This window comes from Sphingomonas sp. SphC10 (genome assembly GCF_057004845.1).
The window spans coordinates 2,778,172-2,794,887 of record NZ_CM168044.1 but is presented as its reverse complement, the minus strand read 5'-3'; the positions used below and the strand labels follow the sequence as shown (position 1 = coordinate 2,794,887).

Sequence of the window (16,716 nt, the reverse complement as noted above, 5' to 3'; positions counted from 1 at the left end):
GCAAAGGTTCCGTTTCATGCAGCCCTCCGCCGCGCTCGGCCGTATCAGCCCGTCCCCCACGCTTGCCATCACCAGCCGCGTGATGGAGCTGAAGCGCGCCGGTGTCGACGTGATCGGCCTGGGCGCGGGCGAGCCGGACTTCGACACGCCCGACTTCGTCAAAGAGGCCGCGATCCAGGCGATCCGCGACGGCAAGACCAAATACACCAATGTCGACGGCACGCCCGAGCTGAAGGCGGCGATCGCGGCCAAGTTCGCGCGCGACAACGGCCTGACCTACAAGGCCGATCAGATCAGCGTGAATGTCGGCGGCAAGCATACCCTGTTCAACGCGATGGTCGCGACGATCGATGCTGGCGACGAGGTCGTGATCCCGGCGCCCTATTGGGTCAGCTATCCGGACGTCGTGCAGTTTGCAGGCGGCGTACCGGTGATCGTGAAGGCGGGGCCGGAACAGGGCTACAAGCTGACCCCGGAAGCGCTGGATGCCGCGATCACGCCCAAGACCAAGTGGGTCATCCTCAACTCGCCGTCCAACCCGACGGGCGCGGGCTATACCGCCGACGAACTGAAGGCGCTGGGCGAGGTCATCCTGAAGTACCCGCATGTCTGGGTCTTCGCCGACGATATGTACGAGCATATCGTCTATGACGGCTTCCGCTTCGCCACCATCGCGCAGGTCTGCCCCGAGCTGTACGAGCGCACGCTGACGGTGAACGGCTGTTCCAAGGCCTATGCGATGACCGGCTGGCGCATCGGCTATGCGGGCGGTGCGCCCTGGCTGATCAAGGCGATCGCCAAGCTCCAGTCGCAGTCGACCTCCAACCCCTGTTCGGTGGCGCAGGCGGCGGCGACCGCCGCCCTGACCGGCGACCAGAGCTTCCTCGCCGAACGCAACCTGGCCTTCCAGGCGCGGCGCGACATGGTGGTGTCGATGCTGAACGCAATCGACGGCATGACCTGCCCGACGCCAGAAGGCGCCTTCTATGTCTATCCGTCCTTCGCACCGCTGATCGGCAAGTCGACGCCCTCGGGCCGGCTGATCGACAGCGACGAGGCGTTTGTCGGCTATCTGCTCGACGATGCGAAGGTGGCGGCGGTGCAGGGCGCGGCGTTCGGCCTCTCGCCCGCGATGCGAATCAGCTATGCGACGTCGGACGCGCTGCTCCGCGAGGCGTGCACCCGCATCCAGACGGCCTGCGCCGCGCTGAAATAAGCGTGAAATAATTTGCCGCCGCTGCGGCGCGAAAGCCAGCCGGTCCGGGCAAGATCCCGGATCGGCTGGCTTTTTTGTACATGAAGGTGCGCCGCAGCAATATGGCTTAACTGTGGCATGAACGACACGTCCACGTGCCGTTAATGCTGTGTTTCTATAAACGCCATTGTCGGAACGGCGACTATCGACCAGATGGCGCCCGGATGATCGCTCGCCCGACCGGGGAGCGACCCGCTAAGACAGGTGAAGTGAACGATGCGTGCCCTCCTCAAGTCCAGCTTCGTGTGGCAGTTCGCCGGCGGATTTGCGCTTGGCGCTCTCGGCCTCGTGGTCCTTCATCCGGCGGAAGCACCCAGCCGTTACGGTTCGGCGCCGGTCGAGGCGGTTCGTTAAGGGGCAGTTCGGCGGGGTGATTCCCTTGGCCTTCGACTTCGCTCAGGCGGAACGGAGGTTTGGAATACTCCTTTAAAACGGCCGTTCAGGCTGAGCGAAGTCGAAGCCCACGCCCGACGCTCAACCACTAGCCGAACCCCGAAAACACCCCATATCCCGGCGATGCGCAACACCCTCTGCATCGCCATGGCCGCGACCGCATTCGGAGCGGTCGTCCTGTCCTCCCTTCCCGCCAGCGCCGAGCGCGCCGTGCCGCTGCCGAAAGCGACGGTCGATGTGCCCGCGTCGCCACGCCCGCAGGTGGCCGTCCTGGCGGGCGGCTGCTTCTGGGGCATGGAAGCGGTGTTCCAGCGGGTGAAGGGCGTGCGTTCGGTGACGGCAGGCTATGCCGGAGGGCGTCGCGAGGATGCGAACTACGCCGCCGTCTCGACCGAGCGGACCGGCCATGCCGAGGCGATCCGTATCACCTACGACCCGGCGCAGGTCTCCTACGCCACGCTGCTGCGCGTCTATTTCGCGATCGCGCACGACCCGACCCAGGTCGGCGGGCAGGGCCCCGATCGCGGTCCCAGCTATCGCTCGGCCATCTTCGCGCAGTCGCCCGAACAGGCCAGGGTCGCGCGCGACTATATGGCGCAGCTGGCCCGTACCCATGCCTTCCCCCGGCCGATCACGACCCGGATCGAGCAGGGCGGCTTCTTCCCGGCCGAGGCCGAGCATCAGGATTTCTACGACCGCAACCCGATGCACCCCTATATCGTGCGCTGGGACAAGCCCAAGGTCGCGGGCTTCCGTGCGGGCTTCCCGGATCTGGCGCGGGCGGGGTGAGTTACCCAATCCTCCCCGGCACGGGGAGGGGGACCATGCGCAGCATGGTGGAGGGGGATCGCCCCAAGTGGTGTCCTTTGTGGAAGCCCCCCTCCGTCAGGCCTACGGCCTGCCACCTCCCCGTATCGGGGAGGATTTGACTGTCATACGCTCACACTCCGCGTGAGCGACAGGAACACGTCTTCCAGATCGGCTTCCTTGGTCGAGACGTCGACGATCCCATACCCGTCCGCCTGCACCGCCGCGAGCACCTGACCGGCATTCACCTTGTCCTTGGCATAGGTGATTTCCAGCGTGCGCGAGCCCTTCAGCACGATCTTGCCGAAGCTGGCATGGTCGGGCACCGCCGCGACGTCGCGGTCGACCGTCACCGCAACGACCTTCTCCTGCGCCTTGCCGACCAGTTCGCGGGTCGGCTCGTTGGCGACCAGGCGGCCATGGTTGATGATCGCGATCCGGTCGCACAGTTCCTCGGCTTCTTCGAGGTAATGCGTGGTCAACACCACCGTCACGCCCCGGTCGTTCAACTGCCGGACATAGGCCCAGAGCTGCTGGCGAAGTTCAATATCGACGCCCGCCGTCGGTTCGTCGAGGACGAGCACGGGCGGCGAGTGGACCATTGCCTTGGCGACCATCAACCGGCGCTTCATGCCGCCCGAAAGGGTGCGCGAATAGGCGTTCGCCTTGTCCTCCAGATGGACCGCGCGCAGCAATTCCATCGACCGCCGCTGCGCCTTGGGCACGCCGTACAGCCCGCCCTGGATCTCCAGCGTCTCCAGCGGCGTGAAGAAGGGGTCGAACAGGATCTCCTGATTGACGATGCCGATCGACGCCTTGGCGTTGCGCGGATGCTGGTCGATGTCAAAGCCCCAGATCGACGCCGACCCTTCGGTCTTCATCACCAGCCCGGCCAAGATGTTGATCAGCGTCGACTTGCCCGCGCCATTGGGGCCCAGCAGCCCGAAAATCTGGCCGCGCGGCACGTCGAAGCTGACCCCGTCGAGCGCGCGCTTGCCGCCCTGATAGGTCTTGGCGATGCCCTGGATCGAAATGGCGGCGTCTGTGCTGGCGGTCATGGGGGTAGCGATAGGCCCGTGCGCGGGACAGGCCAAGCCGGTTTTGCCCCTCTTTGGGCAATTGCACGCGAGGCAACGCCTTGCTATCGCGCAAGGCTATGTTGCCGCCGCCCGAAACCACCCGCGTCACCCAGACCCGCGTCGCTTGCGACGGTGCCACCGACATTCCGGGCGGCGCTGCGCTCGGCCATCCGCGCGTGTGGCTCCAGATCGACGAGACCGGCTATGTCGATTGCGGCTATTGTGATCGCCGTTTCGTGCTGATCGGTGGCCCGGCGGACGGCGTGGACCAGGCGCAGCTTCCCGATCACGGCGACGGCGCGGGGCGCTAACTGAGACTCACGCCCCTCCCGCAAGCGGGAGGGGATGGGGGAGGGCAAGCCACGGGCTATAGGCTCGGTGAGACCTCATGCCCTCCCCAAACCCCTCCCGCTTGCGGGAGGGGCTTAAGAGAAGAGTGGGATTTCCCTCAGCGGAGATTTCAAACCTCGGCTAGGCATCCTATATCCCCTTGATGACCGCCACCGATCCCCGCTCGTTCCTCTACCGCGACACGCTGGACCCCGACGCGGCGCTGCGCCTCACCGCCAACGCCCTGTCCCGCGCGGACGATGGCGAACTCTATCTGCAATATAAGCGCTCGGAGGCGTTCGGCTTCGACGACGGGCGGCTGAAGACGGCCAGCTACGATACGCACTCTGGCTTCGGCCTGCGCGCGGTGTCGGGCGAGATGACCGCCTTCGCCCATGCCAACGAGCTGTCCGAGGCCGCGATCCAGCGCGCCGCGCAGACCATGGCGCTGATCGACCCCGCCAAGGGCGCCGCCGCGCCCCCGCCGCAGGGGACGAACCGGCACCTCTATACCGCGACCGATCCGCTCGACCTGATCCCCTTTGCCGAGAAGGTGTCGCTCTGCCAGACGATCGACGCCGCCGCCCGGGCGCGCGATCCCCGCGTGGTGCAGGTGTCGGTCGGCCTGTCGGGCAGCTGGAGCGTGGTCGAGATCGTCCGCGCCGACGGCTTCGTCGCCACCGATGTGCGGCCGCTGGTACGGCTAAACATCTCGGTCGTGGTCGAGCAGAATGGGCGGCGCGAGACGGGCAGCTTCGGCATCGGCGGGCGTTATTTGTACGACCGGCTGGTCGCGCGCGAGACCTGGGAGCGCGGCATTGATGCCGCACTCGCCCAGGCGCTGGTCAATCTCGACTCGGTCGCCGCACCGGCGGGTGAGATGACCGTGCTGCTCGGGCCGGGCTGGCCGGGCGTGCTGCTGCACGAGGCGATCGGCCATGGGCTGGAGGGCGACTTCAATCGCAAGGGCACCTCGGCATTTTCGGGCCGCATCGGCGAGCGGGTCGCGGCCCCCGGCGTCACCGTGGTCGATGACGGCAGCCTGGCCGACCGGCGCGGTTCGCTGTCGATCGATGACGAGGGCACGCCGACGCGCGAGGTCGTGCTGATCGAGGACGGTATCCTCAAGGGCTATATGCAGGACCGTTTGAACGCGCGGCTGATGGGCGTCGCGCCGACCGGCAATGGCCGCCGCGAGAGCTTCGCGCACGCGCCGATGCCGCGCATGACCAACACCTTCATGAAGGGCGGGCAGGACGATCCCGCCGAGCTGCTGTCGCGCGTCAAGAACGGCATCTTCGCCAAGTCCTTCGGCGGCGGTCAGGTCGATATCGTGTCGGGCAAGTTCGTCTTCTCCTGCACCGAGGCGTATCGGATCGAGAACGGCCGCTTAGGCGCACCGATCAAGGGCGCGACGCTGATCGGCGACGGGCCGAGCGTGCTGACCCGGGTGAAGGGCATCGGCAACGACTTCGCGCTGGACGAAGGTGTCGGCATCTGCGGCAAGGGCGGACAGAGCGTACCGGCTGGCGTGGGTCAGCCGACGCTGCTGGTCGAGGGGCTGACGGTCGGCGGGACGGCGCTCGCGGCCTGAAAATCCTCCCCGGGGCGGGGAGGATCAATCGCGCTTCAAAACCCCATGTCCCGCGCCCAGCAACAATGCGATCGCGCCGCCGCCGATCAGGTTGCCCAGCGTCGACAGCGCCAGATTGTGCACGATACCCCCGATCGGCACCCCTGTCGGATCAAGCGCCCAGCCGAGCGGCAGCAGCGTCATGTTGGCGATCGAATGCTCGAACCCGGCAGCGACGAACAGCGTAACCGACGCGATCACCGCAACGATCTTGCCCGCGACCGTCTCCGCGCCGCTGGCCATCCAGACGGCGAGGCACACCAGCATATTGGCAAGGATGCCCGACGCGATCAGCGTGCCGCTCGACTTGGCGATCTTCGCCATGGCCGTTTCGCGGGCGACGGCGGCGACCGTGCCGTCGACCGCCTCGACTCCGCCTGAAGCGAGGAACAGGCCGACTATGATCAGGCTGCCGACCAGATTGGCGAACCAGACCAACCCCCATGCCTTGGCGAGCCCCATCCCCGTTACCCGCCGCTGAACGATCGACAGCGACAGCATCGCATGGCCGGTGAACAGATGCGTGCCCGTAACCATCACCAGCATCAACCCGCTGGAAAAGGCCAGGCCTGCCAGAAGATGCGTGGCACCCGTGCCCGACGGCATCCCGGCGCTGGCGATCAGATAGGCGATGCCGCCAAGGCCGATCTGCATGCCCGCCGCAACACCCAGCCACAGCACCGCCCCCATTCCCGCCGTGCCCCGCTCCGCCATCGTATCGGCGATAGTCCGGGCCAGCGGCTCGCCAGTCGTATCGGTCATGACGGCTCCCTTTCGCCTCTGCCTCAAAAGCCAACAGGCGGCGAACGGCTTCGATCCACTTCCTGCTCAAAATTTGGGCAGCGGCGGCGATATGCTGAATTTTTGGTGCATGACGGCGGCTGATAAACAGGCGTCCCATTCGCATTCGCCCGGAAAAGTAACGGAAATGTAAACTGGCACACCCCTTGCGATGTCGTCTCTCGGGTAATGCAAAGGGGGCGCAGGTGAAGCTGATCATCGCTATCATCAAGCCGTTCAAGCTCGACGAGGTGCGCGAGGCGCTGACCACTTTGGGCGTGGCGGGCATGACGGTGACCGAGGTGAAGGGTTTCGGGCGGCAGAAGGGCCAGACCGAAATCTATCGCGGGGCCGAATACAGCACCAACATGGTGCCCAAGATCAAGATCGAGGTCGTTTGCGCGTCCGAGATCGCCGACCGCGTCGTCGAATCGATCCAGGCCGCCGCGAACACCGGCGCGATCGGGGACGGCAAGATCTTCATGCTCGATGTCGGCCAAGCCGTGCGCATCCGCACCGGCGAAACCGACGAATCGGCGCTCTGAGCAAGGGGGAGATTTCGATGAAGCACATCACCAAGATGGCGACCGGCACCGCGGGCCTCGGCCTGACGCTGTTCGCCGCGCTGCCCGCCTGGGCACAGGACGCCGCGCTCCAGGCGCCGCCCGCCGCCGCCACCGCCGCGACGGTGAACAAAGGCGACACCGCCTGGATGCTCACCTCGACCGTGCTGGTCATGATGATGATCCTGCCGGGCCTGGCGCTGTTCTATGGCGGCCTCACCCGCGCCAAGAACATGCTGTCCACCATGACCCAGATCGGCGCGGCCGCGTGCCTCGCGATGCTGATCTGGGTGATGTACGGCTATAGCCTGGCCTTCGGGCCGGACGTGTCGGGGGGCGCGTCCAACTTCATCTCCGGGCTGGGCAAGGCGTTCCTGGCGGGCGTGACCCCGGCCAGCCAGTCGGCGACGTTCACCGCGGGCGTCGAAATCCCCGAATATGTCTTCGTCTGCTTCCAGATGACCTTCGCTGCGATCACCGCCGCGCTGGTGCTGGGATCGGTGGTCGAGCGGATGAAGTTCTCCGCGGTCATGGCCTTCACCGCGGTGTGGCTGACCATCGTCTATTTCCCGGTCGCGCACATGGTGTGGGCCTCGTCGGGCCTGTTCTTCAAGGCGGGCGCGCTCGATTTCGCGGGCGGCACCGTGGTGCACATCAACGCCGGTGTCTCGGCGCTGGTCGCCTCGCTGATCTTGGGCAAGCGCATGGGTTATCCGACCACGCCGATGCCGCCGCACTCGCTGACGCTGACCGGCGTGGGTACCGGCCTGCTCTGGGTGGGCTGGTTCGGGTTCAACGCCGGCTCGGCGCTGGAAGCCAATGGCTCGGCGGGTCTGGCGATGATCAACACCTTCGTCGCGACGGCGTCGGGCGGCCTGTTCTGGATGCTCGCCGAGCGTCTGGCGGGACATAAGGGTTCGGCGCTGGGCTTCTGCTCGGGCATCGTCGCGGGGCTGGTCGCCGTTACTCCGGCGGCAGGCAATTCGGGTCCGTTCGGCGCGATCGTGCTGGGCGCCATCGCCAGCGTGGTCTGCTTCTATGCGGTGTCGGTCCTGAAGCCCAAGCTCGGCTATGACGATGCGCTCGACGCCTTCGGTGTCCACGGCATCGGCGGCATGATCGGCGCGATCGGCACGGCGGTGGTCTATGCCCCGTCGCTGGGCGGCCCGGGTGCAGCGGACTACGCCATCGGTTCCAAGCTGCTGGTCCAGCTGGGCGCGGTCGCCACGACCATCGTCTGGGCCACCATCGGCACCGTCATCGCCATGTATGTCGCCAAGGCGATCACCGGCCTGCGCGTCTCGAAGGAAGTCGAGCAGGAAGGCCTCGACCTCGGCGAGCACGGCGAGCGCGCCTATAACTGATCGGGAGCGGGGGCGAAGAGAACCCCCGCACCCCACGACGTTCCTCCTGCGGACGACCTAAGCCCGGTGCGGCAACGCACCGGGCCTTTTTTGTGTGTGGGAGGGAAGGGCCATTCCCCACCTCCGTTCAGCCTGAGCGAAGTCGAAGGCCACGCCATGCCCTATCGGCAACCGGAATCCCGTGCATTTCGACTTCGCTCAGTGCGAACGGAGGTTAGAGATAGGCGGAACGGAGGTTGGGGAAGGTTGGTGATCGGGAAGGGATGCCCCCTTTACCGCCCCTTCGGCCCCGCTTGCTGCGCCTGTGCCGCCTTGGCCGCCTCATATTCGTCGAAGGTGCGCGACAGCAGCGCCTGGGCTTCGGCCTCGGTCACCTTGCCGTCCTTGTTGGCATCGGCCTTGTCGAACCACAGATCGGTCAGGCGCTGGGCATGGACCGCGTCGATTGCCTTCTTGCCGTTGCCCATCTTCATGATCGCGGCCTCCACCTCGGCCTTGGTCAGCACGCCGTCGTGATTGGTGTCGCGCGCTTTGAACTCGCGCGAGAATTTGGCGGCGGCCGAGGCCCGCGTATCCTGCGCCAGGGCAGGGGTGGCCAACGTGGCGGCGATCAGACCGGCGACGAGAAAACGGGTCATGCACGGGACTCCCATACGGAACTTCGCAGCCGCTCCTGACGGCCTTTGGCTGTCCGCGCAATGAACAGAGCAGCCGAAGGTTGCGTGAGGGGCGTCGAGCGCATAGGGCGCGAGGCAAATCCATCCCCTATCCTCGAAGGACTTTGCCGTGAGCGAAGATATCAAGCGCGTCGTCCTCGCCTATTCGGGCGGCCTCGACACCAGCGTCATCCTCAAGTGGCTGCAGCAGCATTATGGCTGCGAGGTCGTGACCTTCACCGCCGATCTGGGCCAGGGCGAAGAGCTGGAGCCCGCGCGCAAAAAGGCCGAGATGGCGGGCGTGAAGCCCGAACATATCTTCATCGACGATCTGCGCGAGGAGTTCGTCAAGGATTACGTGTTCCCGATGATGCGCGCCAATGCGCTGTACGAGGGGCTGTACCTGCTCGGCACCTCGATCGCGCGCCCGCTGATCGCCAAGCGCCAGATCGAGATCGCCAAGATGGTGGGCGCCGATGCGGTCAGCCACGGCGCGACCGGCAAGGGCAACGACCAGGTCCGCTTCGAACTGGGCTATTATGCGCTGAACCCCGACATCAAGGTCATCGCACCATGGCGCGAATGGGACCTGACCAGCCGCACCAAGCTGATCGAATTCGCCGAGGCGCACCAGATCCCGGTGTCGAAGGACAAGCGCGGCGAAGCGCCCTTCTCGACCGACGCGAACCTGCTGCACACCTCGTCCGAGGGCAAGGTGCTGGAGGATCCGTGGGATGAGGTCCCCGATTACGTCTATTCGCGCACGGTCAATCCGGAAGACGCGCCCGACGTGCCCGAGACGATCACCATCGATTTCGAGCGGGGCGACGGCGTCGCGCTGAACGGCGAGGCGTGCTCGCCCGCGACCCTGCTGACCAAGCTCAACGAGCTGGGCCGCAAGCACGGCATCGGCCGCCTCGACCTGGTCGAGAACCGCTTCGTCGGCATGAAGAGCCGCGGCATGTACGAGACGCCGGGCGGCACCATCTATGCGCTGGCGCATCGCGGGATCGAGCAGATCACGCTCGACCGGGGCGCCGCGCATCTGAAGGACGAACTGGCGCCGCGCTATGCCGAGCTGGTCTATAACGGCTTCTGGTTCTCGCCGGAGCGCGAGATGCTTCAGGCCGCCGTCAACTACAGCCAGGAGAAGGTCACCGGCACCGTCCGCCTGAAGCTGTACAAGGGACAGGCGATCGTCACGGGCCGCAAGTCGCCCTATTCGCTCTATTCGGAAAAGGTCGTTACCTTCGAGGACGATCAGGGCGCCTACGACCAGCGCGACGCGGCGGGCTTCATCAAGCTGAACGCGCTGCGCCTGCGCCTGCTGGGGCGTCGCGACCAGATCTGATCCGATCTCACCGTTCTGAAGGGGCAGGGCCGATATGGTCGATGACGGCCGACAGGACGGGATGACCGAAAAGGGGGCGGGGCTGTGGTGGCAGTCCCGCCCCTTCTTGTTGCTGTGCATGCTGGCCTCGGCGATCCCGCTGCTCTGGCCCGCGGTGCCGCCGCTGGGCGACATGGGCGACCATATGGCCAGCTATCGCATCCTGGCCGAGGCGGGGCAGGCGCCGCTGGCGCGCTATTATGCGGTGCACTGGGCGGCGGTCGGCAATCTGGGCGTCGAGGGGATCGTACTCGCGCTGCACGATGTCTTCGGAATGGGGGTAGAGCCCGCCGCCAGACTTGTCGTCATGGCCATTCCGCCGCTGACCGTGGCAGGGCTGATCGCCCTGGCGCGAGAAGCCCATGGGCGGATGCCCGCCAATGCGATCCTGGCCTTTCCGCTGGCTTACGGCCCCGCCTTCCAGATGGGCTTCGTCAATTTCTGCCTGGCGCAAGGGTTTGTGTTCCTGGCCATGGCGCTCTGGCTGCGGCTGGCGCGGACCAGGGGCGCGGCGTGGCGGATCATCCTGTTCGCGCTGCTCGCGCCGCTGCTGTGGCTGGTCCATGCGCTCGGCTGGGCGCTGCTGGTGGCCTATGTCTTCGGCATGGAGGCCGGGCGGCTGGTCGAGCAGGGGCGGCGCTGGCCAAAGGCGGTGCTGCGCGCGGGCGTGACGGTGACCCCGATGGCGTTGCCCGCCCTGTGGATGATCCGGTCGGGCGGGGATCAGGTTGCGGGAGAGACCGGGCGCTGGTTCCTGTCCTACAAGCTGCGCTGGGTCATGACCCTGTTCCAGGAACGCTGGATGGCGTGGGATCTGGCGGCGGTGACGGGGCTGTTGTTCTTCGCCTATGTCGTGATCCGGTCGCGTCGCCTGTCGGTCCGCCCGGTGCTGGGCGTGCCCGCCGCGATCGGGTTCATCGTCTTCCTAATCCTGCCCTATCTGTTCCGGGGCGGGGCCTATCTCGACATGCGGATGCTGCCCCCGGCGGTGATGCTGGCCTTGTTGTCGGTATATGGGCGCCCGGCGCGGTCGGAGCGTGGACTGGCGGTCGCCGCGATCGTCTTTTTCGTGGCGCGGCTGGCGGGCACGACCATCGCCTTCGCGCAACTGGCGCAAGGGCATGATCGCGAGTGGCGAGCCATTGCCGCGCTGCCGCCGGGCGGCACGGTGCTGGTCCTGGCCAATGTCGACGCGGAGTCACGTTGGGGAGCACCCCGGCTGACCCATATCGGCGGGCTTGCCGTCGTTCGCGCGGGCGTGTTCACCAACGGCCAGTGGACGGTGCCGGGCCAGCATCTGATCCAGCCCCGCTTGGCCGGTGCCGGGCGGTTCGACCGTGACCCGTCCTCGCTGATCTTCCCGCCGGGCGGCGAAGGGGGACCGACCGACTTCGAGGATGCGATCCGCGATTTCGACCGATGCGCCTTTGATGCGGTCTGGACGATCGGTTTTCCCAAGGGGCGGACCCGATCGCCCGATCTGACGCCGGTCTGGGCGCAGGGCAATTCCGCCGTCTATCGCGTTCGTCGCGGCCGATGCTTGTCGGACGCCCCTTCGGTCCGCTAGGCACCAGCAGATGAATGGGGGAAAGCTCAACTGGTGGCAGACGCGGTGGTTCGTGGCGGCGATGGCGCTGCTCGCCGCCGTGCCGCTGCTCTGGCCCACCGTGCCGCCGCTGGTCGACCTGCCGGGGCATATGGGGCGGTATCGCGTCCAGCTGGAATATGCCAACCAGCCCTGGCTGGCGCATTGGTACCGCTTCGAATGGCAGATGATCGGCAATCTGGGCATCGACCTGCTGATCGAGCCGCTCGCACCGATCTTCGGGCTGGAGCTGGCGGTCAAGCTGATCGTCATCGCCATTCCGGTCCTGACCGTCACCGGCCTCCTCTGGATCGCGCGCGAGGTGCAGGGGCGCATTCCCGCCACCGCGCTGTTCGCGCTGCCGCTGGCCTATAGCTATCCCTTCCAGTTCGGCTTCGTGAACTTCGCGCTGGCGATGGCGCTGGCGCTGAACCTGTTCGGCCTGTGGCTGCGCATGGGGCGGCTGGGCGCGGTACGGTTGCGCGCGCTCATCTTCGTGCCGCTCTCCTGCCTGCTCTGGGTGGCGCATACCTTCGGCTGGGGCGTGCTGGGCGTGCTGGCCTTTTCCGCCGAGCTGATCCGCCAGCACGACATTCGCCGGGCGAAGGGTGCGCGCGGGGTGCGGGGCTGGGCCGAGTCGGCCTTCCATGCCGGGCTGGGCTGTATCCCGCTGGCGCTGCCCATGGTGCTGATGGTGCTGTGGCGTTCGGGCGCGGATGTGACCGGCAAGACCGGCGACTGGTTCAACTGGCGCTGGAAGATCAACTGGGTCACGATGGTGCTGCGCGATCGCTGGATGGCGTTCGACCTCGCCTCGGTCACGGTGCTGTTCCTCGTCCTGCTCAAGGGCGTGCGCGACGAGCGGGTCGAATATTCGCGCAACCTGGTGCTGTCGGCGGCCTTCCTGTTCGTCGTCTATCTGCTGCTGCCACGCGTCGTCTTCGGCTCGGCCTATGCCGATATGCGTCTCGCCCCCTATGTGCTGGCCATCGCACTGATCGCGCTGCGCCCCCGGCGCGGGCTGTCGCTGCGCGGCGCCTCGACGCTGGCGATCGTGGGGCTGTTGTTCTTCGTCGTGCGGATCGGTGCGACCACGGTCAGCTATGTCATGTACAGCAACGATTACGACCGGGTGCTGAGCGCGCTGGACCATGTGCCGCCGCGTGCGCGGTTGCTGACCTTTGTCGGCCGTCAATATTGTGCCGATGTCTGGCCCTCCAGCCGGTTGGAGCATGTCGCGGGCCTCGCGCTGGAGCGCAAGCTGGCCTATGCCAACGACCAATGGTCGATGGCCGGTGGTCAGCTGCTGACGGTACGCTACGCCCCCGCCAAGCGGTTCGCACATGACCCGTCGGAGATCGTGACCCAGCGGCGCTGTCGCGGGCAATGGTGGCGCCCGGTCGAAACCGCGCTGAAGCTGATGCCGCGCGACGCGTTCGACTATGTCTGGCTGGTCCATGCGCCGCGTTACGACGAGGCGCTGACGCGCGGGCTGACGCCGATCTGGCGCGAGGGCGACAGCGTCCTCTACCGGATCGACGATCGCCGCCCGATCATCGACCCGGCGGCCTATGAACTGCTCAGCCGTCCCTCGCCCGATGAGGACAAGCGGGTGCCCGCGCGGCGCAAGGCGACTCCCGACAAGGACGATTAAACCGGACTATCCCCGTCGGAACGGGGTCAATTCACCCAGATACTCGCTTTCCGCCTCGATCGCCTGACGCTCGCGTTCCACAAACTCGGCGACGGCACGGCGGAAGGCGGGGTGCGGGATATAGTGCGCCGACCAGGTCGGCACCGGGACATAACCCCGCGCCAGCTTGTGCTCGCCCTGCGCTCCCGCCTCCACCGTCGCCAGCCCGCGCGCGATGGCGGCGTCGATCGCCTGGTAATAGCACAGCTCGAAATGGAGGAAGGGCACCTCCTCGACCGCGCCCCAATAGCGGCCATAGAGCGTGTCCTCGCCGATCAGGTTGAGCGCCCCCGCAATCGGCACCCCGTCGCGCTCGGCAAGGATCAGCAACACCTTGTCGCCCAATTGCTCGCCGATCCGGTCGAAAGCGGCGCGGGTCAGATAGGGTTGGCCCCATTTGCGGCTGCCCGTGTCTTGATAGAAGACCCAGAAGGCATCCCAATGCTCGGGGCGGATCTGGTCGCCCGTCAGGTGGCGGATGGTCAGCCCCTCGACGGCGGCGGCGCGTTCCTTGCGGATCGCCTTGCGCTTGCGGCTGGTGAGCGCGTCCAGGAAATCGTCGAAGCTGCGATAGCCGTCATTGCGCCAGTGGAATTGCACGCCCTCGCGGATCAGCCAGCCCGCCGCCTCGAAATATGGCAGCTGATCGGGCGCGACGAAGGTGACGTGCGCGGAGGACAGCTCGTTCTGGTCGGTCACCGCCTCGATCGCGGCGATCAGCGCGGGCGCGAGCGTGGGGTCGCGCAGCAGCAGCCGGGGGCCGGGAACCGGCGAGAAGGGCGCGGCAATCTGAAGCTTGGGGTAGTAACGCCCCCCGGCATGCTCCCAGGCATCGGCCCAGCCATGGTCGAAGACATATTCGCCCTGGCTATGCGCCTTGAGATAGGCGGGGGCGATCGCGGCGGGCTGTCCGTCCGGGCCGTCGATGACGATGGGGGCAGGCGTCCAGCCGGAGCGGCCGCCGACGCTGTGCGACGTTTCCAGCGCGGTCAGGAAGGCGTGGGAGACGAACGGATTGGCCGTGCCTGCGCAGGCGTCCCACTGGTCGGGGGACAGGGCGGCGACGCCGGACAGGATACGCGCGACGGCAGTGGTCATCGCGGTGGGATATGCGGTGTGGGGCGGGGTGGGACAAGGGGCGGGCGGTTCGCTTGTGGAAACCTTCCCTCCCCCATCCCCTCCCGCTTGCGGGAGGGGAGCGTTACCGGGCGGGCGTCTTCCCGCCTTTGCGATAGAAGCATGTCATTGCAGCGAAGCACGCCCCTCCCGCAAGCGGGAGGGGATGGGGGAGGGCAGGGCCGCGCGCTACGCACTCTCGACCCACCCCAGAAAATCACCCCAATTCGACGATCGCATCCACCTCGACCGCCGCGCCCAGCGGCAGCACCGGCACGCCGACCGCGGATCGCGCATGGCGGCCCGCATCACCGAACAGCGACACCATCAGCTCCGATGCGCCATTGGCGACCTTGGGCTGGTCGGTGAAGTCACCGGCCGAGTTCACGAACACGCCCAGCTTCACGATCCGCTTCACGCGCGACAGGTCGCCGCCCAGATACTTTTTGATCTGCGCGACCAGCATCAGGCCGCACGCCTGCGCCGCCTTCTGCCCGTCTTCCAGCGAGACGCCGTCGCCCAGCCGTCCGGTGACGAGCTGGCCGTCGATGAAGGGCAGCTGGCCGGAAATGTGGAGAAGCCCGCCCGCCTCGACGACGGGGACATAGGCGGCGACGGGGGCGGCAGCCTCCGGCAAGGTGAGGCCGAGCTGCTCGAGCGCGCGATCGATATGCGTGGTCATGGGGCGAGACATGGCGCGCTCGCCCCGTTCAGGTCAAGCGCCCGGTCGATTCGGGGCAGGCCGGGCTTCATCGAAACGCGCGGCGATCCACGCTTCCGCCTCGCGCCAGTCGTCGATCCGGGCATGGGCGTCGGGTGCGGGGGCGATGTGCGGGGCCATTTCGGGCTCGGACACCATGTGCAGCCGGTGGACCTGCGGCGCATGCTCGGCGACCGAGGCATGATGCTGGGCGAGGTCGTCGACGAAGACGGTGACGGGGTTGCCGTGCTCGGCGACCAGCTTTGCGACCGGCGCGCCCTTGGGTCCCGTATTGCATTGAACCCGGTGATGGATGCCGAAGCGTGCCAGCTGTTCGATGCGGGGGCTGCGGCATTCCTCGATCAGGTTGGTCAGGATGACGATATCGGCGCGGGTCGCCAGCGCCGCCAGCGCCTCGGCGGCGTGCGGCACCAGCGTCTGGCGGTCCATCTGGCCGGGGAAGAAGCCGTGCAGCAGGTCCCAGGCCTCTGCCTGCGTCGGGGCGGGGCCGCCGCTGCGCCGGGTCAGCGACCCGAAGAAATCATGCCGGTCGAGTGCGAAGTCCATGTCATGCGCTTCGTCCAGCCAGTCGCGGAAGTGGCGGACCATGTGGACGAGCACCTCGTCGCAGTCGCAGATCAGCAGCGGCTTCATGCGGCCTCCAGCACCCGGCGGGCGGCGACCAGCGATTCGGGGCGCACATCCAGCGCGTCGGCGCATTCGATCAGATCGGCCTCATGCCCCTCCAGGAAGGACAGGATGGCGGCCAGCACGCCGGGCTCGCCCGCCCCGCCGCGCAGTTCCTCGACGGACAGGCCGGTCAGCGCCAGCAGCCGTTCGGCGCGCGACGGGCTTTGCAGCGTCCATATGAGCGCCTGCAGCGCCAGGGCCATATTGGCTTCGATTGTATCCGGTCCGGGCATTGCCTATCGTGTCCGTCGTAATGGTGGAGACCGCGTGACAAGAAAGGTGCTCGTTGTCGAGGACAACGAACTCAATCTGAAACTCTTCTGCGACCTGCTGCGCGTCCACGGCTTCATCGCCGAGCCGGTGCGCGACGGGCGCGAGGCGGTGGCGCGCGCGCGGGAGGTGGAGCCCGACCTCATCATCATGGACATCCAGATGCCGCATGTGACCGGATACGAGCTGATTCTGGAGCTGAAGGCCGACGAAGAGCTGCGCCGCATCCCGGTGATGGCGGTCACCGCCTATGCGGGCCGCGACGACGAGGACCGCATCCGCGCGGCGGGGGCGGATTCATACGTGTCCAAGCCGATCAGCCTGATGCGCTTCATGGAGGCGGTGAACGCGTTGTTGTGAGGGGGGCGTATACCACGCCGCCCGCCACGCTCCCCACCGTCCGTTCGCCGCG

18 protein-coding genes are annotated in these 16,716 nt (G+C 66.9%); 11 read left to right on the top strand and 7 right to left on the bottom strand.

What is annotated here, in order from left to right:
- Positions 1–16: 16 nt before the first annotated feature.
- Together ACWKSV_RS12740 and msrA are read left to right on the top strand one after the other, a co-directional pair.
- On the top strand, positions 17–1,216 hold the full coding sequence (locus tag ACWKSV_RS12740) for a pyridoxal phosphate-dependent aminotransferase (protein ID WP_076714187.1): 1,200 nt from the start codon (positions 17–19) through the stop codon (positions 1,214–1,216).
- 579 nt (positions 1,217–1,795) lie between these two features.
- The gene (gene msrA, locus ACWKSV_RS12735; protein ID WP_237243583.1) at positions 1,796–2,437 is read left to right on the top strand and encodes a peptide-methionine (S)-S-oxide reductase MsrA; all 642 of its coding nucleotides are present in this window, start codon (positions 1,796–1,798) and stop codon (positions 2,435–2,437) included.
- Between the two features lie 143 nt (positions 2,438–2,580).
- Here msrA and ACWKSV_RS12730 read toward each other — a convergent pair whose 3' ends face one another.
- Entirely contained in the window at positions 2,581–3,513 is a 933-nt protein-coding gene (locus ACWKSV_RS12730) for an ABC transporter ATP-binding protein (RefSeq protein ID WP_076714183.1), read from the bottom strand.
- Between the two features lie 98 nt (positions 3,514–3,611).
- On the opposite strand from ACWKSV_RS12730, the gene ACWKSV_RS12725 reads away from it, so the two are divergent.
- Together ACWKSV_RS12725 and tldD are read left to right on the top strand one after the other, a co-directional pair.
- Positions 3,612–3,845, top strand: coding sequence for a zinc-finger domain-containing protein (locus ACWKSV_RS12725; protein WP_056436167.1), 234 nt, complete (start codon positions 3,612–3,614; stop codon positions 3,843–3,845).
- A 182-nt stretch (positions 3,846–4,027) separates the two neighbouring features.
- A complete protein-coding gene (gene tldD / locus ACWKSV_RS12720) occupies positions 4,028–5,458 on the top strand; it encodes a metalloprotease TldD (protein WP_443026372.1) in 1,431 nt (476 codons plus the stop codon).
- Between the two features lie 24 nt (positions 5,459–5,482).
- Here the strand turns inward: tldD and ACWKSV_RS12715 are convergent, their stop codons facing one another.
- Positions 5,483–6,259, bottom strand: coding sequence for a formate/nitrite transporter family protein (locus tag ACWKSV_RS12715; RefSeq protein ID WP_076714179.1), 777 nt, complete (start codon positions 6,257–6,259; stop codon positions 5,483–5,485).
- Here ACWKSV_RS12715 and ACWKSV_RS12710 point away from each other — a divergent pair.
- From ACWKSV_RS12710 to ACWKSV_RS12700, 3 genes are read left to right on the top strand one after another with little or no spacing between them, the layout of a single operon-like run.
- Positions 6,258–6,431 carry a hypothetical protein gene (locus ACWKSV_RS12710; RefSeq protein WP_156361200.1) on the top strand — a complete coding sequence of 58 codons (174 nt, stop codon included), beginning with the start codon at positions 6,258–6,260 and terminating at the stop codon, positions 6,429–6,431. The two genes, ACWKSV_RS12715 and ACWKSV_RS12710, sit on opposite strands and share 2 nt — an antisense overlap.
- 52 nt (positions 6,432–6,483) lie before the next feature.
- Complete coding sequence (locus tag ACWKSV_RS12705) at positions 6,484–6,822, top strand: P-II family nitrogen regulator (RefSeq protein WP_042488306.1); 339 nt, start codon at positions 6,484–6,486, stop codon at positions 6,820–6,822.
- A gap of 17 nt (positions 6,823–6,839) precedes the next feature.
- On the top strand, positions 6,840–8,204 hold the full coding sequence (locus ACWKSV_RS12700; protein WP_056436160.1) for an ammonium transporter: 1,365 nt from the start codon (positions 6,840–6,842) through the stop codon (positions 8,202–8,204).
- A 272-nt stretch (positions 8,205–8,476) separates the two neighbouring features.
- Here the strand turns inward: ACWKSV_RS12700 and ACWKSV_RS12695 are convergent, their stop codons facing one another.
- Positions 8,477–8,842, bottom strand: a complete 366-nt coding sequence (locus tag ACWKSV_RS12695; RefSeq protein WP_076714177.1) for an EF-hand domain-containing protein — start codon at positions 8,840–8,842, stop codon at positions 8,477–8,479.
- A gap of 148 nt (positions 8,843–8,990) precedes the next feature.
- Here ACWKSV_RS12695 and ACWKSV_RS12690 point away from each other — a divergent pair, with 148 nt between their 5' ends.
- Genes ACWKSV_RS12690 through ACWKSV_RS12680 form a run of 3 tightly spaced genes read left to right on the top strand, consistent with a single transcriptional unit; the run spans position 8,991 to position 13,489 of the window.
- On the top strand, positions 8,991–10,211 hold the full coding sequence (locus ACWKSV_RS12690; protein WP_076714175.1) for an argininosuccinate synthase: 1,221 nt from the start codon (positions 8,991–8,993) through the stop codon (positions 10,209–10,211).
- Between the two features lie 34 nt (positions 10,212–10,245).
- Positions 10,246–11,817, top strand: coding sequence for a hypothetical protein (locus ACWKSV_RS12685; protein WP_076714173.1), 1,572 nt, complete (start codon positions 10,246–10,248; stop codon positions 11,815–11,817).
- A 10-nt stretch (positions 11,818–11,827) separates the two neighbouring features.
- Entirely contained in the window at positions 11,828–13,489 is a 1,662-nt protein-coding gene (locus tag ACWKSV_RS12680; protein WP_076714171.1) for a hypothetical protein, read from the top strand.
- Between the two features lie 6 nt (positions 13,490–13,495).
- Here the strand turns inward: ACWKSV_RS12680 and ACWKSV_RS12675 are convergent, their stop codons facing one another.
- The 4 genes from ACWKSV_RS12675 to ACWKSV_RS12660 all read right to left on the bottom strand — a co-directional run bounded on the left by ACWKSV_RS12675 (position 13,496) and on the right by ACWKSV_RS12660 (position 16,237).
- The gene (locus ACWKSV_RS12675) at positions 13,496–14,626 is read right to left on the bottom strand and encodes a GNAT family N-acetyltransferase (RefSeq protein WP_076714169.1); all 1,131 of its coding nucleotides are present in this window, start codon (positions 14,624–14,626) and stop codon (positions 13,496–13,498) included.
- A 235-nt stretch (positions 14,627–14,861) separates the two neighbouring features.
- Complete coding sequence (locus ACWKSV_RS12670; RefSeq protein ID WP_056436142.1) at positions 14,862–15,326, bottom strand: RidA family protein; 465 nt, start codon at positions 15,324–15,326, stop codon at positions 14,862–14,864.
- Between the two features lie 33 nt (positions 15,327–15,359).
- Positions 15,360–15,998, bottom strand: a complete 639-nt coding sequence (locus ACWKSV_RS12665) for a hypothetical protein (protein ID WP_076714167.1) — start codon at positions 15,996–15,998, stop codon at positions 15,360–15,362.
- The gene (locus ACWKSV_RS12660) at positions 15,995–16,237 is read right to left on the bottom strand and encodes a DUF3572 family protein (RefSeq protein WP_156884148.1); all 243 of its coding nucleotides are present in this window, start codon (positions 16,235–16,237) and stop codon (positions 15,995–15,997) included. The genes ACWKSV_RS12665 and ACWKSV_RS12660 overlap by 4 nt, the downstream gene beginning before the upstream one ends.
- A 64-nt stretch (positions 16,238–16,301) precedes the next feature.
- Between ACWKSV_RS12660 and ACWKSV_RS12655 the strand changes: the two genes are divergently transcribed.
- Positions 16,302–16,664: a response regulator gene (locus tag ACWKSV_RS12655; RefSeq protein ID WP_056436133.1), complete on the top strand. Its 363-nt coding sequence runs from the start codon at positions 16,302–16,304 to the stop codon at positions 16,662–16,664.
- The last annotated feature ends 52 nt before the right edge of the window (positions 16,665–16,716 follow it).

Bases quoted from the DNA above. Each gene is read 5' to 3' on its own strand.
- ACWKSV_RS12740 (WP_076714187.1), top strand. From the start codon at position 17: ATGCAGCCCTCCGCCGCGCTCGGCCGTATCAGCCCGTCCCCCACGCTT.
- msrA (WP_237243583.1), top strand. From the start codon at position 1,796: ATGGCCGCGACCGCATTCGGAGCGGTCGTCCTGTCCTCCCTTCCCGCC.
- ACWKSV_RS12730 (WP_076714183.1), bottom strand. From the start codon at position 3,513: ATGACCGCCAGCACAGACGCCGCCATTTCGATCCAGGGCATCGCCAAG.
- ACWKSV_RS12725 (WP_056436167.1), top strand. From the start codon at position 3,612: ATGTTGCCGCCGCCCGAAACCACCCGCGTCACCCAGACCCGCGTCGCT.
- tldD (WP_443026372.1), top strand. From the start codon at position 4,028: ATGACCGCCACCGATCCCCGCTCGTTCCTCTACCGCGACACGCTGGAC.
- ACWKSV_RS12710 (WP_156361200.1), top strand. From the start codon at position 6,258: ATGACGGCTCCCTTTCGCCTCTGCCTCAAAAGCCAACAGGCGGCGAAC.
- ACWKSV_RS12715 (WP_076714179.1), bottom strand. From the start codon at position 6,259: ATGACCGATACGACTGGCGAGCCGCTGGCCCGGACTATCGCCGATACG.
- ACWKSV_RS12700 (WP_056436160.1), top strand. From the start codon at position 6,840: ATGAAGCACATCACCAAGATGGCGACCGGCACCGCGGGCCTCGGCCTG.
- ACWKSV_RS12695 (WP_076714177.1), bottom strand. From the start codon at position 8,842: ATGACCCGTTTTCTCGTCGCCGGTCTGATCGCCGCCACGTTGGCCACC.
- ACWKSV_RS12685 (WP_076714173.1), top strand. From the start codon at position 10,246: ATGGTCGATGACGGCCGACAGGACGGGATGACCGAAAAGGGGGCGGGG.
- ACWKSV_RS12680 (WP_076714171.1), top strand. From the start codon at position 11,828: ATGAATGGGGGAAAGCTCAACTGGTGGCAGACGCGGTGGTTCGTGGCG.
- ACWKSV_RS12675 (WP_076714169.1), bottom strand. From the start codon at position 14,626: ATGACCACTGCCGTCGCGCGTATCCTGTCCGGCGTCGCCGCCCTGTCC.
- ACWKSV_RS12670 (WP_056436142.1), bottom strand. From the start codon at position 15,326: ATGACCACGCATATCGATCGCGCGCTCGAGCAGCTCGGCCTCACCTTG.
- ACWKSV_RS12665 (WP_076714167.1), bottom strand. From the start codon at position 15,998: ATGAAGCCGCTGCTGATCTGCGACTGCGACGAGGTGCTCGTCCACATG.
- ACWKSV_RS12660 (WP_156884148.1), bottom strand. From the start codon at position 16,237: ATGGCCCTGGCGCTGCAGGCGCTCATATGGACGCTGCAAAGCCCGTCG.